This window comes from Paenibacillus sp. WLX1005 (assembly GCF_046603685.1).
Classification (GTDB): domain Bacteria; phylum Bacillota; class Bacilli; order Paenibacillales; family Paenibacillaceae; genus Saccharibacillus.
Genome location: NZ_CP176756.1, coordinates 2594456 through 2610422 on the forward strand (window position 1 = coordinate 2594456; position 15967 = coordinate 2610422).

The following is a 15967-nucleotide window of genomic DNA, read 5'->3' on the forward strand; positions in this document are numbered from 1 at the left end:
GTTCAGACAAGACATATAGAGATTGGCTTTGTACCACCACTTTTCATTGAACTCCATGTTCGCATAGCCGAGCATCGGAAAAGGAGTGTTCATTTACATGAAACGAAAATACAAATTGAATTTCTTCAAGCCGATCGAGAGTTATTCCAACAACTGGTCCGTGCTGGAAGAGAAAAATAGAGACTGGGAAAACATGTACCGTCAACGCTGGTCACATGATAAAGTCGTCCGCACGACGCACGGCGTGAACTGTACCGGCTCTTGTAGCTGGAAAGTATTCGTCAAAAACGGCATCATCACTTGGGAAAATCAACAGATTGATTATCCATCCTGCGGTGCTGATATGCCAGAATTTGAACCGCGTGGTTGTCCACGCGGCGCAACATTCTCATGGTACGAATACAGCCCGCTACGAATCAAATATCCATATATGCGCGGGAAGCTGCTGCGATTATGGCGCGAAGCGCTAGCTCAGCACAACAACCCGATCGACGCGTGGGCAAGTATCGTAGAAGACCCCGACAAAGCACAGCAGTACAAAAAGGCACGCGGCAAAGGCGGTCATGTTCGTGTGAACTGGGAAGATGCGCTGTATCTAATCTCTGCACAGCTCATTTATACGATTCGCAAATATGGTCCCGACCGGATCGCAGGGTTTACACCGATTCCGGCGATGTCGATGGTCAGCTACGCATCCGGCGCCCGCTTCATCTCACTGCTGGGCGGACAGATGCTCAGCTTTTATGACTGGTATGCCGATCTTCCGCCCGCTTCCCCGCAAATCTGGGGTGAGCAAACGGATGTACCGGAATCGTCGGATTGGTACAACGCCGGTTATCTGATGATGTGGGGCTCTAACGTTCCGCTGACACGTACACCGGATGCCCACTTTATGACCGAAGTTCGCTACAAAGGAACCAAAATTGTATCCGTAGCACCCGATCTGGCGGAAAACGTCAAATTTGCGGACAACTGGCTTGCCCCGCATCCGGGTACAGATGCAGCAATTGCACAGGCGATGACACATGTCATTCTGGATGAATTTTACCAGCAGCGTCAAGAACCGATGTTCATCAATTATGCGAAGCAGTACACCGATATGCCGTTCATGATTCTACTCGAACCGCATGGCGATATGCTCAAAGGCGGACGCTTCCTGCGTGCTAGCGATCTAGGACAAGACAGCGAGCATGCCGATTGGAAACCGGTTATCTATGACGAATCTACTGCGGAACTGCTTGTGCCAAATGGCACAATGGGTCAACGCTGGGAAAAGGATGTCAAATGGAATCTGATCCTCGAACGCGAAGACGGCACGCGTATCGAACCAGCGATGAGTACAACTAGTCAGGAGCATGAATGGCTGGATATCGTATTCCCTTACTTTGACAATAACGGCAATGGTACATTCACGCGCACGATCCCAACTCGTAAAATTACACTGGCGGATGGCAGTGAACGCTATATTGCCACCGTGTATGATCTGATGATGAGCCAATATGGTGTTGCACGGATCGACAGTTCATATAATGCGAAGAACTACGAAGATGGCGAATCGTTCTATACACCAGCATGGCAGGAAAAAGTAACGGGCGTGAAGGCTTCTGTCGTCACACAGGTTGCTCGTGAGTTTGCACAGAACTCCCTTGATACTGGCGGTCGCTCGATGATTATCATGGGCGCAGGCATTAACCACTGGTTCAACAGCGATACCATTTACCGTTCGATTCTAAATCTGGTCGTATTGACCGCTTCGCAAGGTGTCAATGGTGGCGGCTGGGCGCACTATGTTGGTCAGGAGAAATGCCGTCCGATCGAAGGTTGGTCGACGGTTGCCTTCGCCAAAGACTGGCAAGGTCCGGCACGACTGCAAAATGCGACTTCATTTTTCTATTTTGCAACCGAGCAGTGGAGATATGAGGAGAGCGGCACGGATTTACTGAAATCGCCAACGAGCGGTGATGTGCATTATCGTCACCCGGCAGATTATAACGTACTGGCGGCGCGCCTTGGCTGGTTGCCATCGTACCCGCAGTTTAACAAAAATAGTCTGATGTTCGCCGAAGAAGCGGCACGCGCAGGCAAAACATCCAACGAGGAAATTATCAAACACTCTGTGGATGAAGTGATTTCTCGTGAAACGAAATTTGCGGTCGAAGATCCGGGCGCACCGGAAAACTTCCCACGCTCCTTGTTCATCTGGCGCTCCAATCTGATCTCCAGCTCTGCCAAAGGACAAGAGTACTTTATGAAGCATCTGCTCGGCGCATCAGATGATCTGATCGCCCGTCCGAATGAAGAAGACAAGCCGGAAGAGATTATCTGGCGCGAAGATGTAGAGGGCAAGCTTGACCTGATGGTCGCACTGGACTTCCGTATGACAACGACGCCGCTGTATGCAGACATCGTACTGCCAGCAGCAACGTGGTACGAGAAAACGGATCTATCGTCCACCGATATGCATCCATTCGTGCATCCGTTCAATCCGGCGGTCAACCCGCTGTGGGAATCGCGTTCCGACTGGGACATCTACCGCAGTCTGGCAGAGACATTCTCGGAAATGTCCAAAACCCATTTACCGGGTGTATACAAAGACCTTGTGACTGCACCGCTTGGTCATGACTCGATGGGTGAGATTTCGCAGCCAATGGGTATGGTCAAAGACTGGACACGCGGCGAAGTAGAAGCCAAACCGGGCAAAACGATGCCGAACTTCAGCATCGTCGAACGCGATTACACCAAAATTTACGATAAATTCACCTCGCTCGGTCCGAACCTGTTAACTGGTAAAGCTGGAGCGCATGGTGTCAACTTCTCGGTTGCCGAGGAATACGAAGAATTGAAGCTGCTCAACGGCATCCACTACGACGAAACGATCAAAAACGGACTACCGAAGCTACAAACGGCGCGCCAAGCGGCGGATACGATTTTGCATCTATCCTCTGCAACGAACGGACGTGTCTCGCAAAAAGCGTATATGCAGGCGGAAGAAGACCACGGCGTGCAGTTGAGAGATATCTCCGCCGATCGTGCTGCTGAGAAGATTACATTCCAGAGCATTACATCCCAGCCGCGCGAAGTCATTCCGACTCCGGTATTCAGTGGCTCGAACAAGCAGGGCAGACGATATTCACCATTTACAACGAATATTGAACGTCTGGTGCCGTTCCGTACATTGACGGGTAGACAGCATTTCTATATCGATCATGAAATTTTTGAACAGTTTGGCGAATCATTGCCGGTATACAAACCGACATTGCCGCCGATGGTATTCGGTCCGCGTGACCGTGAGATCAAGGGTGGTCAGGATTCCCTCGTGCTGCGCTATCTGACACCACACGGCAAATGGAATATTCACTCCACGTATCAGGATAATCAGCATATGCTCACGCTGTTCCGCGGCGGTCCAACCGTCTGGATTAACAATGAAGACGCCGCTGCCAATGATATTAACGATAATGACTGGCTGGAAGTGTATAACCGTAACGGTGTAGTCACTGCTAGAGCTGTCGTCAGTCACCGGATGCCACGAGGCACGATGTTTATGTATCATGCTCAGGATAAGCATATCAACGTACCGGGTTCCGAAATTACCGATACACGCGGCGGCAGTCACAACGCGCCGACTCGCATTCATATGAAACCGACCCAGATGGTAGGCGGTTACGCACAGCTGAGCTATGGATTTAACTACTACGGTCCAATCGGTAATCAGCGTGACGTATACGTCGCTGTCCGCAAAATGAAGGAGGTCAACTGGCTTGAAGATTAAAGCACAAATCGCCATGGTCATGAATCTGGATAAATGCATCGGCTGCCATACATGCAGCGTAACATGCAAGACGACCTGGACCAACCGCAAGGGCGCTGAATATATGTGGTTCAACAACGTCGAAACGAAACCGGGCATCGGGTATCCAAAACGCTGGGAAGATCAAAGTATTTATCGGGGCGGCTGGCAGCTGCGCAAAGGCAAACTGGAATTGAAATCTGGTAACAAGCTGTCCAAAGTCGCACTGGGTAAAATTTTCTACAACCCGGATATGCCGGAAATGAAAGACTACTATGAGCCGTGGACATACAACTACGAGAACCTCACTCAGTCGCCGGAGAAAAAGCACTCTCCGGTGGCACGTCCACACTCTGCCGTCACTGGCGAGAAAATGGAAGTTAACTGGGGACCGAACTGGGAGGACGATCTGGCTGGTGCCCACATTACCGGTCCGCTTGATCCGAATATTGAGAAGATTGAAGAAGAGATCAAATTCAACTTTGAAAAATCGTTTATGGTCTACTTGCCTCGTCTGTGCGAACATTGCCTCAACCCGAGCTGCGTGGCATCATGCCCATCGGGTGCGATGTACAAACGCGACGAAGACGGCATCGTGCTCGTCGATCAGGAAGCTTGCCGCGGCTGGCGTTACTGCATGACTGGCTGCCCGTACAAAAAGGTCTACTTCAACTGGCAGACGAACAAAGCCGAGAAATGCACCTTTTGCTTCCCCCGTGTGGAAGCTGGGCTGCCGACCGTCTGCTCGGAAACGTGTACTGGTCGCATCCGTTACTTAGGTGTCCTGTTATATGATGCAGATCGTGTACAGGAAGTGGCATCTATTCAGGATGAGCAAGCGCTATATGAAGCGCAATGCGGACTATTCCTGAACCCAAATGATCCTGAGATTATTGCCCAAGCGAGAAAAGACGGCATTACTGCCGATTGGATCGAAGCCGCGCAGAATTCGCCGGTCTACAAACTTGCTATCGAATACAAACTGGCATTCCCGCTGCACCCGGAATACCGTACATTGCCAATGGTCTGGTACGTACCGCCGCTTAGCCCGATCATGAACTACTTTGAAGGGAAAGATTCGATTGATAATCCCGATCTGATTTTCCCGGCGATTGAAGAGATGCGGACGCCGATTCAATATTTGGCGAATATGCTCACTGCTGGCGATAGCCAATCGGTAAAAGAGGCATTACAGCGTATGGCAATGATGCGTTCGTATATGCGTGCCAAGCTGACTGGCGATCATTTCGACGAGCAGCGTCTGGAACGCGTCGGACTAACTGCTCGTCAAACGGAGCAAATGTACCGTCTGCTGGCAATTGCCAAATATGACGACCGTTTCGTAATCCCAACCTCGCACAAGGAAGGTCATATGAATCCGTATCGTGCGCAAGGTTCGGCTGGCTTTGGCGATGTGATGGGCAATATGGGCGGCGGTATGGATGGCGGCTGTAGCGGTTGCAGCGCTGTCGATTCGTTCAGCCCAGGACGCGACAAGGATGGCAAAACGATTTATGAAGAAAACTTCTATGGAGGGATCTGGCGTGATTGATCTGGAGCAGCTATATGCCTATAAACCGTCGTTTCACTTTTTTGCCCGGCAGCTGATGTACCCGGAAAAGCTGGATTTTCATCCAACTCTGCTGGAAGAGTCATTTGCGCCGGATCATCCTGGCGCGGAGGAAGCGAAGCTGTATTGGGAATTGATGCACGAGCGCAGTATGGAGCAGATTCAGGAAATGTACACCGAAACGTTTGATTTTCAAAAGGATTGCGCGCTGTATATGACCTATTTCAAATTTGAAGATGCACGCGAGCGTGGACAGATGCTAGCGAAGTTAAAGCTGCTGTACGAAATGTTCGGTCTGGAAATGCCGGATGAGGAATTGCCAGACTTTCTGCCGCTTATGTGTGAATTCCTGTATGCTGCCGATTGGCGCGGGCATCCTTCCGCAGGCGAAAATTTTCGGATGCCGATGGCAATTCTCGAAGATGGTACGTACCATCTGCTTCAGGCGCTGGACAAGTACGGCAGCCCGTATGTCCACCTGATCAAAGGATTGCGGAATACGCTGAAGGTGTGCATCACACAGGGGGAGCCGGTGAGTGAACATGATTGAGCAATTTCTATGGGTGATTTTCCCTTACGCATGTATGGTTATATTTGTAGTAGGTCATATTTTCCGCTATCGTACGGATCAGTTTAGCTGGACAGCCAAATCCAGTGAGTTTATTGAAAAGAAACAGCTGATGATCGGTAGTATGCTGTTCCATATCGGGATCATTCCGGTCATTATGGGGCATGTAGTTGGGCTTGGTATTCCGGCTTCGTGGATGACTGCGATGGGCGTAAGCGAGCATATGTATCATCTGGGCGCAGTGTATGGCGGTGGATTGTTCGGTATTGTTACGCTGATCGGTATGCTTATTCTAACATCGCGCCGCTTCACGATTCGCAGTGTGCGTCGTCTGAGTAGCGCGTCTGATCTGGTTGTAAATACATTGCTGCTGTTTATCGTGTTCATGGGTATGTATGCGACGCTGTTCACCAATGCGGTGCAGCCGGATTTTGATTATCGGGAGACGATCTCGATCTGGTTCCGCGGGCTGTTCATCTTGCAGCCGAATGCGTCGCTGATGCACGATGTACCGTTATCGTTCAAAATTCATGCGCTAACTGGCTTCGCGATCTTCGCCTTCTGGCCGTTTACGCGTCTCGTGCATGTGTGGAGTGTTCCATTGAATTATATTGGCAGAAGTTATATTCTTTATAGAAGACATAAATCAAGCTGAGGAAAGTGGGCGACGCCTTCTTTCCCTCTTGCATTAGGAGCGCGAGCGAATGAACGATAAAGTGGATTACCAGCAGGAGCTGGATGAGATACGTGCACTATTCGGTTACGACTTTATGGCACTGGCGCTGGCGGAACCAGCGGAATACCATTATGTGATCAAATGGAAGTATGCTTCCGGCAACCTGAATGAACGCTTTAGAGACATCGTGCTGCAAAGCGGGCGGGGCGTCGCCGGTATGGTGTTCAAAACGGGCAAGCCGTTTATGTTTGCGTCTGTGCAGAATGATGTGCCTCGGGATGCGCTGTTTAACTATCCGATCATTCGTACCGAGCAATTAACCAGTCTGGGCGCTGTTCCCGTGTGGAACGATACGCGTGTTGCTGGTGTATTGCTGGGCGGATATCGGGATGAGCGGCGAGTAGATCGAACGATGATGCAGGCATTGAATGATCTGGCACATCAGGGCATCGGGGAGCTGAACGGAAAGGAGTATATGCCGAGTTGAAGCAAACCAACGAGCAAGAGCAGATTAATCAATGGATGAGCAAATTGTACAGTCAGAGCAGAGAAGCAATTTTCTTTTTCAATCATGGCGGTCGGGTGCTGTATATGAATCCGGCGGCAGAGAAGATCGTTGATAACGATGTACTCAAGCAATTGTATGAGGGACATGCGGAGACGATCTGCCGGGTATGCCGGGGGTATATGAGCGAGACAGAGCTGCGTACCTGTATCGCGTGTTATTTTACAAGCCCGGAATCGGAGCGTTTCTCTTCGTTTCAAGTGTATCTGGATACGGTCGGCAAAGGGGTTATTCCGTATGCCGCTTCATATCATACGCTGGATGAGACGGAAGGCGTGCATGTGCTGATGCTGCGCGATCTGTCGCAGCAGTTCAAAACGCAGGAAAGCTTTTATCAGAACAAAATGATGAAGCATGTCATTCATGCGCAAGAAAATGAACGGCGCCGCATCTCGCGTGAACTACACGACAGTGTAGCGCAGGAGCTGATGAGCGCGGTCATTGACCTGCGTGTGCTGAAATATATGACTGGCGAAGAGGAATTGTTGAAGAAGATGCGGCAGACCGAGGAATCGATGACTCGTCTGCTTGACGATATTCGCAATCTGGCGGTAGAGCTGCGTCCGGCGGCGCTAGATGATTTTGGATTGGAGGCGGCATTCCGCTCACATTTCAAACGGATCAAGGAAAGTTACGGCTTTGCGATCTGCTTTGACTCCAATCTGGATAATCAACGGTATGGTAGCGAGGTGGAGACGGTCATTTACCGGATCGGGCAGGAAGCGATTCTGAATGCGCTCAAGTATGCGGAAGTGGATATTCTCAACTTCGTATTGCGTGAGGAGAATGGTCATCTGCGATTGATGGTTGAGGATAAAGGCAAAGGCTTTGATCCCGACGATGATCCGATCGGTACGGGACTTGGTCTGTACGGCATGCAAGAACGGGCGGAGTTGGTTGGCGGTAGAGTTAGCATCCATTCCGAAAAGGGCAAGGGAACTCGTATTACACTGGATATTCCTGTTCCTGAGCAGGCATATGGAGGGGATTGGTCATGAAGATTGTCATTGCGGATGATCATGCGATTGTTCGAAGCGGGTTTGCGATGATTTTGAATTTTCAGCCGGATATGGAAGTGGTCGGCACGGCTGCGGATGGAATCGAAGCGTATACAGTAGTCGCGCGTCATCAGCCGGATATTCTGCTCATGGATCTGAGTATGCCACCGGGAGAAAGTGGCTTGATCGCGACCGGCAAGATCAAGGAGGATTACCCAGACACGAAGATTCTCATTCTGACGATGCATGATGATGAAGAGTATCTGTTTCATGTGCTGCGTAATGGCGCTTCCGGTTATGTGTTAAAAAATGCACCAGATGAAGAACTGCTATCAGCAATTCGTACGATTCATGAAGGTGGCACGTATATTCATCCCAAGCTTGCTACATCGCTAGTGCGCGAGTTTGTAAAGACGAATGCCGGAGTAGATTCGGAGGATGTGTACGAGGTGTTGTCGCGCCGAGAGCTGGAGATTTTGCCACTGGTGGCGAAGGGCTATAGTAACAAGGACGTCGCCGAGAAGCTGTTCATTTCTGTCAAAACGGTAGAAGCGCACAAAGCCAAAATTATGGACAAGCTGCAATTGAAAAGCCGCCCGGAGCTGGTTGAATATGCGCTACGGAAGAAGATTCTTGATTTCTGATCCTTGTAATCACTTAATGGAAACTGCAACTGTCTAGAGAAATGAATGATGCGATGTAGAGGATCGCATCTCCAATATAAGGTCATCTGAACAATAAAGGTGGACGATGATGAGAGTCGCCTGTTCCCAATGGAATTAGGGGGCAAAAGGCACAATTATGCGAAAGTCTGTATAGTTCAATCGTATAGAGTGAAGTAGAACCGCTGGTTGCAATCGGCGGTTTTTTTGCGTTTATAGCGTCGTGTACCATTCGCGCCAACTTCACTACTACAGGCTTCATAACTACAGATTAGACACCCTTGGAAGCACGATCTCCTTACTCCCTAATTGTATTCGGGGTTTCCCCGGGCATAGTCAGGGTACTCCCCTATATTCGGATTCGTCGTCAAAATTCTACAATAAAGGAGAAAAGAAAACAGGCATCTGGCAGCTCCTTCTGTTCCTACTTCATTCACTACTATCGCAGCATACTATGTGATCATTAGCACAAATACACAAAGGACCAGATACGCAGGATATATTGCCAGATGCCAAGCCGAACAGTTGACAGTAAAGGGTGAGTTGGATGATTAAAAAGATGCAGTTATCTTTGCAGACGTTAAATCTCGTATTGGGATTCATGGTCTGGGTAATTATTTCCTCGCTGATGCCATTTATTAAAGAGGACATCAGCATTCCGCAGGGCAGTCTGGCGATGGTTACCGCCATTCCGGTCGTACTCGGTTCGATCTTGCGGATTCCACTTGGCTATTATGCCAATATTGTGGGCGCACGAGTCGTATTTATGATCAGCTTTATTTTGCTGCTGTTCCCGGTGTATTACATCAGTACAGCAAGTACGATGTCCGATCTGATCATTGGCGGATTGTTCCTCGGGACTGGGGGCGCGGTATTCTCAGTAGGCGTCACATCGCTGCCGAAGTATTATCCACGCGAGAAGCATGGTCTGGTGAACGGCGTGTATGGGATGGGCAATATCGGTACAGCGATTACGACCTTCTCCGCACCAGTCGTAGCAACCCAGATTGGCTGGCAGTCAGCGGTACGTCTGTATCTGGTACTGCTACTAGTATTCATCGTGCTGAACTTCCTGTTCGGCGATCGCAAAGAAACCAAGATCAAAACCCCGATCATTGAACAGATCAAGGGCGTATACAAAAATGAAAAACTATGGTTCTTCTCTTTATTCTACTTTATTACTTTCGGTTCATTCGTTGCGTTTACCGTATATCTGCCGAACTTTCTAGTAGCAAACTTTGAACTGGATAAAGTAGATGCAGGATTGCGTACAGCTGGCTTTATCACACTAGCGACCTTTCTTCGTCCAGTCGGTGGTTGGCTGGCTGACCGTTTCCAAGCGTTGTTCTTGCTGATGTGTACCTTTGCCGTATATACACTGGCAGCGATTTTGCTGGCATTTTCACCATCGATTGGACTGTATACCGTCGGTTGTCTGGCGATTGCACTGAGTGCCGGTATCGGTAACGGAGTTATTTTCAAACTGGTGCCGTTCTACTTCAACAAGCAAGCCGGGATTGCCAACGGCATCGTGTCGATGATGGGCGGTCTAGGCGGATTCTTCCCCCCGCTTATGCTGGCGGCGATTCACGGATTGACCGGACAGTATTCAATTGGCTTCATGCTATTATCGCAGGTGGCATTGGCAAGTCTAATCATTGTCGTCTGGATGTATTATCAGGACAAATTAACGCTAGTATCCGAAGTGTTCAACTCGACCGCTCAGGGCATTCTCGTCACTGATCCACAAGGTCATATCAAAACCGTCAATCCGGCATTTACTAAGCTAACTGGGTATCGTGAAGATGAAGTGCTCGGTCAGCGTCCAAGCATTCTAAAATCAGAACGCCAACCTCAAGACTTTTACGAGAACATGTGGGCAGATATCAAGGCAAAAGGGTTCTGGCAAGGCTCCATCTGGAACCGCCGCAAAAATGGTGAGGAGTATGTACAATGGCTCAACATCAGCGCGGTCAAAGATGCAACTGGTGAAGATGTGCGCTATGTTGGCACATTCAGCGAGTTGACAGAGCAGCCCAACAAACCTTAACATCGCGCGTGCTAAGTGCTAAGTGCTAAGTGCTAAGTGCTAAGTGCTAAGTGCTAAGTGCTAAGTGCTAAGTGCTAAGTGCTAAGTGCTAAGTGCTAAGTATAAATTTTGAAATGTGTGTTTCTACCTGTTGCATATTACTATCAACACGTACACCTTCCATATGCAGCTGACTGCTATGTATATTACAAAATAAAGGGGACCTTATCATGAATCCGTCTACTGATCTGCTGGAGCGACCGCTGCGTGATCTGCGTATCTCAGTCACCGACCGTTGCAACTTCCGCTGCCGTTATTGTATGCCAAAAGAGATATTTGGTGACGATTATGCGTTTATGCATGGCTCGGAGCTGCTCTCCTTTGACGAAATCGAGCGGTTGGTATCCTTGTTCGTCGGATTGGGCGTACGCAAAGTACGCCTGACCGGAGGCGAACCACTGCTACGTCGGGGATTGCCGGAGCTGATCAGCCGGATTACTGCCATTCAAGGCGTAGAGGATCTCGGTCTGACAACGAATGGGCTGCTGCTTGGTTCACAAGCACAGCCACTGTACGATGCTGGTTTACGTCGTTTGAACATCAGCTTGGATGCTCTCAATCCGCGGCGATTCGGTTATATGAATGGTCGCGGCATCAAGCCCGAGCAAATTCTAAAACGCATCGATTATGCCCGTTCGATCGGCTACAAGATCAAGATCAATATGGTTGTACAAAAGGGCATGAACGATATGGAGATTCTGCCGATGGCAGATTACTTCCGCGAACGCGGGATTACTTTGCGGTTTATCGAATTTATGGATGTGGGCAACGACAACGGGTGGAGACAGGATTACGTCGTATCTCAAGATGCCATTTTGAAAAAGCTGCGTACCCGGTATGAGCTAGAACCGGTGCATCATGGGGTGTACGGCGAGGTGGCAAATTATTACCGGCATGCTGGAACGGATACCGAAGTCGGGTTTATCAGTTCGGTCTCAAATTCCTTTTGTTCCTCCTGTACACGCGCGCGATTGTCATCGGAAGGCAAACTGTATACCTGTCTGTTTGCGACCGAAGGGTATGATCTGCGTTCGTTAATGCGGCGTGGAGCAGATGATGCTGTATTGCTGCAAGCGATCAAGCGTACATGGGAGCATCGATTGGATCAGTATTCCGACGAACGCGGCGAAGATGATCAGCCACAGACTCGTAAAGGGAAAATTAACATGTCGTATATCGGTGGCTGACAGTTTAATCTGATGAATTAACGATTTAACGATCTGATGATTAACAGCAAGTCAATGAAATATGTAATATTCCCAGTCCAGTATTCCTCCTCAGAATACAATGTTGAATTCATCATAGAATGTGGAAATAATCATGTACGATTCAAGGAAGTCGAAAGGAGCGGACGTATGAACCGGTATATTCCGAATCAGCATGGAGCATGGGCGATGCTAGTTGTCCCTTTTCTATGCGGACTGAGTCTGTCTGGAGCAAGCTGGCTGCATGTGCCATTGTTTCTGTGCTGGTTAGTAATGTACCTGTTTAGCTTTCCGTTATTGCTCTGGATCAAAACGGGTCGAGCAGCGCGTTATCGGCAGCCAACCTTATTATATGGTGTGCTGCTCGTTCCATTGCTGACAACAATCGTCTGTATGGAGCCGCAGTTGCTCTGGTATAGCGTGATTTTACTGCTATTTTTTATTCCAAATATGTATTTTGCCCGCAAGCGTAAGGAACGTGCGCTGCTGAATGATGTGCTGGCGATTGTGTTGTTTTGTTCCTTTGTATTTCCGGCGGCTTTTGTCGGTAAGGATATGAACTGGGCGACAGCCAGCCATTTGTTTCTGATGCTAGTGCTGTATTTTTGCGGCACCGCGGTGTATGTAAAGACGATGATTCGTGAGAAAAACAATCGCATCTATTATCGTATATCAGTATGTTACCATCTGTTGCTATTACTGCTGGCAGGCTGGTGGAATGTGTGGCTGATGATCCCGGCAGCGATCCTGCTGCTACGTAGTATATGGCTACCACATCTACCTTTGAACATCAAAACCGTTGGCATGATCGAAATCCTCGGTGCGATGCTAGTCTGTGTCTCACTGATTGGCTTCAATAATTAATATGGCAACTCCAACAATCGGGAAGGGAGAGAGAACCATGAACACAACCATAGGCAAGCTGATCGTAACTTCCAGAGATTACAAGGTGAATCCCTTTATCGTCATCTGGGAAGTGACGCGTGCGTGTGCGCTAAAATGTCTACATTGCCGCGCCGAAGCGCAGTATCGTGCCGATCCTAATCAGTTATCTCACGAGGAAGGTAAGCAGCTGATTGACCAGATTGCGCAGATGCAGCATCCGCTGCTCGTGTTCACTGGCGGCGATCCGTTAATGCGACCAGATCTGTATAAGCTAATTCAGTATGCTGTGAATAAGCATGGACTGTCCGTTTCGATGACGCCCAGTGCAACGCCGCGTGTCACTCGCTCAGCAGTAGAGCAGGCAGCTATCGCTGGATTGTCACGCTGGGCATTTAGTCTCGACGGTTCATGTGATAAAATTCACGATTATTTTCGTGGTACACCGGGTTCTTTTGAGCGGACGATGAACGGTATTGGTTATTTGCAGGATATGCACATTCCGATTCAGATCAATACGACCGTTTCACGTTATAATCTGGACGATCTACCTCATATTGCCGAGTTGGTGGAAGAGATGGGAACCGTGCTGTGGAGCCTCTTTTTCCTTATTCCGACTGGACGTGCCAATGCTGACGATGTGATTACACCGGAGCAGCACGAACAGGTGATGAACTGGTTATGTACACTTCGTCAGAGTGTGCCGTATGGTATCAAAGCGACAGAAGCACCACACTATCGTCGTGTGCTGGTACAATACGCTGCCAAAGTCAAAGGAGCAATTGAACATCTACAACATGTGCCAGACAAGGAGACTATCACAAGTCAACTCAACCCCAAGCCGAACCATTTCGCTCTGCCATTATCGGCGTCTGCACCTACCTCTACTCATACACAGCTGAACACGAATATTGCAGCATCCGCATCATGTACCACTGCAAACCATCTGCCGCTTGAAGTACCAATGCCACGACATGTCGATGTGCTGGGGCGTGCGCCGCAAGGTGTGAATGATGGCGACGGGTTTGTGTTTATTAGCCATATCGGCGATGTATATCCTAGCGGATTTCTACCTTTGCAATGCGGCAATGTGCGTCAAACGCCGCTGGCTGATATTTATCGGCAATCGACCGTGATGCAGGAACTGCGCGACAAGCGATTGCTCAAAGGAAAATGTGGTGCGTGTGAGTTCAAGACGCTCTGCGGCGGTTCACGCGCACGGGCGTATGCGATAACAGGAGATTATTTACAAAGCGACCCTGCTTGTGCATATGTACCGGCGGGCTGGACAGGAGAAGATGCACAATGACAATCATAACAACCAACCCAACAACGCCGGTACGGGAACGTCCACAAACGAAAACGTACAAAGCCGTTATTCTTGGCGGTGGCATTACCGGTTTGAGCGCTGCCTTTTATTTGCAAAAGTATGCTACAGAGCAAGGGCTTCCACTGGAAATTACTCTTGTAGAAAAGAGTGACCGTCTTGGCGGCAAAGTCCATTCCGTACGCCGGGAAGGCTTTCTGATCGAAAAGGGACCCGATTCCTTTCTTGCGCGCAAACAGCCCATTCTCGATCTGACTCGTGATCTCGGTATGGAACAGCAACTCGTGCCCACCAATCCCAAAGCCGGTTCCACCTATATTATGAACAACGGCAAGCTGCACCAGATGCCGCTTGGTCTCGTACTCGGTATTCCGACACGCATTACGCCGCTCATTCGCACCGGACTGATCTCACCACTTGGCAAAGCGCGCGCCTTACTCGATCTGCTCATCCCGGCAGGTAAAGTAGACACCGACGAAGCGCTGGGCGATTTTATCCAGCGACGACTTGGACGGGAGGTGCTGGAGCAGATGACCGAGCCACTGCTTGCAGGTATTTACGCAGGTGATACGCGTCAGCTCAGTCTCGGAGCGACCTTTCCTCAGTTCAAGCAAATGGAGCGTCAGCACCGTAGCCTCATTGTCGGTATGGCACGCAGTATGCTACGCCGACCGACAACTACTAAGACTACTTCAACCCCGCCCAAAAAGAGTATGTTTCTGTCTTGCGAAGGTGGATTATCGTCGATCATTAATGAACTGGAGCAGCAACTCTCCCATGTAAACATGTTAAAGGGCACGCATGCTGTACAGGTGAAAAAGCATCCTGGGGAAGCTGCTTTTCCGTATATCGTTAAGCTGGATGACGGCAAAGCGCTGATCGCAGATGCGGTTATCTGTACAATTCCTGCATATGCGGCAGCAGAACTTTTTCAAGATATTCCACACGTATCCGAGCTGAAGCATATCCGTTATGTGTCGGTGGCGAATATTGCGTTTGGCTATCGGCATGATCAATTGCGTCAGGACTTTGAAGGTACCGGATTCCTCGTCCCACGTAAGGAAGGACGTACGATCACCGCGTGTACGTGGTCATCTACAAAATGGAATCATGCTGCACCTGAAGGGCAAACCCTGCTACGCACCTATATCGGTCGTGCAGGAGCGGAGGACTGGGTAACGATGAGCGATGACGAACTGGTAGCGGCAGTACGCAACGATCTGCGCGAATTGATCGGCTTCGATGCCGAGCCGGATCTGGTGGAGATTAGCCGCTGTTATCATTCCATGCCCCAATATCCCGTCGGTCATCAGCAGATGATGGAACGGATTCATACAGCGATGCAGCGCTGGCTACCCGGCATCTCGCTATGCGGCGCAGGTTATGGCGGCATCGGCATTCCCGATTGCATCCAACACGGCAGAGAATCCGCCGAACAACTGATTCAAAGCTGGAATCAACAAGCAGTATCGTTGTAACGGTAACGGTAACGGTAACGGTAACGGTAACGGTAACGGTAACGGTAACGGTAACGGTAACGGCGATGCGATTAACATCAATATGATCATTGTAAGGGAGAATAAAGCTTTTCATCTACGTTTGATACGTCTCTTTGAACAAGAGTGTATCTGGTGA

The 15967-nt window shown here is 49.5% G+C and carries 12 protein-coding genes; all 12 read left to right on the plus strand.

The window, feature by feature from the left end; all coding sequences use genetic code 11:
* Positions 1 to 97: 97 nt before the first annotated feature.
* The 12 genes from ACE3MZ_RS11230 to hemG all read left to right on the plus strand — a co-directional run bounded on the left by ACE3MZ_RS11230 (position 98) and on the right by hemG (position 15810).
* Entirely contained in the window at positions 98 to 3772 is a 3675-nt protein-coding gene (locus tag ACE3MZ_RS11230) for a nitrate reductase subunit alpha (RefSeq protein WP_411346514.1), read from the plus strand.
* A complete protein-coding gene (gene narH, locus ACE3MZ_RS11235; RefSeq protein ID WP_411346515.1) occupies positions 3762 to 5342 on the plus strand; it encodes a nitrate reductase subunit beta in 1581 nt (526 codons plus the stop codon). Before ACE3MZ_RS11230 ends, narH begins: the two co-directional genes overlap by 11 nt.
* Positions 5305 to 5910: a nitrate reductase molybdenum cofactor assembly chaperone gene (gene narJ / locus ACE3MZ_RS11240; RefSeq protein WP_411346516.1), complete on the plus strand. Its 606-nt coding sequence runs from the start codon at positions 5305 to 5307 to the stop codon at positions 5908 to 5910. The genes narH and narJ overlap by 38 nt, the downstream gene beginning before the upstream one ends.
* Positions 5903 to 6583: a respiratory nitrate reductase subunit gamma gene (gene narI / locus ACE3MZ_RS11245; protein WP_411346763.1), complete on the plus strand. Its 681-nt coding sequence runs from the start codon at positions 5903 to 5905 to the stop codon at positions 6581 to 6583. The genes narJ and narI overlap by 8 nt, the downstream gene beginning before the upstream one ends.
* A 49-nt stretch (positions 6584 to 6632) precedes the next feature.
* Positions 6633 to 7091 carry a GAF domain-containing protein gene (locus ACE3MZ_RS11250; RefSeq protein ID WP_411346517.1) on the plus strand — a complete coding sequence of 153 codons (459 nt, stop codon included), beginning with the start codon at positions 6633 to 6635 and terminating at the stop codon, positions 7089 to 7091.
* Positions 7092 to 7126: 35 nt separating this feature from the next.
* Positions 7127 to 8167 carry a sensor histidine kinase gene (locus tag ACE3MZ_RS11255; RefSeq protein ID WP_411346764.1) on the plus strand — a complete coding sequence of 347 codons (1041 nt, stop codon included), beginning with the start codon at positions 7127 to 7129 and terminating at the stop codon, positions 8165 to 8167.
* Positions 8164 to 8811, plus strand: coding sequence for a response regulator (locus tag ACE3MZ_RS11260; RefSeq protein WP_411346518.1), 648 nt, complete (start codon positions 8164 to 8166; stop codon positions 8809 to 8811). The genes ACE3MZ_RS11255 and ACE3MZ_RS11260 overlap by 4 nt, the downstream gene beginning before the upstream one ends.
* Positions 8812 to 9376: 565 nt before the next feature.
* Complete coding sequence (locus ACE3MZ_RS11265; protein WP_411346519.1) at positions 9377 to 10879, plus strand: MFS transporter; 1503 nt, start codon at positions 9377 to 9379, stop codon at positions 10877 to 10879.
* 209 nt (positions 10880 to 11088) lie between these two features.
* On the plus strand, positions 11089 to 12105 hold the full coding sequence (gene moaA, locus ACE3MZ_RS11270) for a GTP 3',8-cyclase MoaA (RefSeq protein ID WP_411346520.1): 1017 nt from the start codon (positions 11089 to 11091) through the stop codon (positions 12103 to 12105).
* Between the two features lie 168 nt (positions 12106 to 12273).
* Positions 12274 to 12987 carry a YwiC-like family protein gene (locus ACE3MZ_RS11275; RefSeq protein ID WP_411346521.1) on the plus strand — a complete coding sequence of 238 codons (714 nt, stop codon included), beginning with the start codon at positions 12274 to 12276 and terminating at the stop codon, positions 12985 to 12987.
* A gap of 37 nt (positions 12988 to 13024) precedes the next feature.
* Complete coding sequence (locus tag ACE3MZ_RS11280; RefSeq protein ID WP_411346522.1) at positions 13025 to 14314, plus strand: radical SAM protein; 1290 nt, start codon at positions 13025 to 13027, stop codon at positions 14312 to 14314.
* Entirely contained in the window at positions 14311 to 15810 is a 1500-nt protein-coding gene (gene hemG / locus ACE3MZ_RS11285) for a protoporphyrinogen oxidase (protein WP_411346523.1), read from the plus strand. Before ACE3MZ_RS11280 ends, hemG begins: the two co-directional genes overlap by 4 nt.
* The last annotated feature ends 157 nt before the right edge of the window (positions 15811 to 15967 follow it).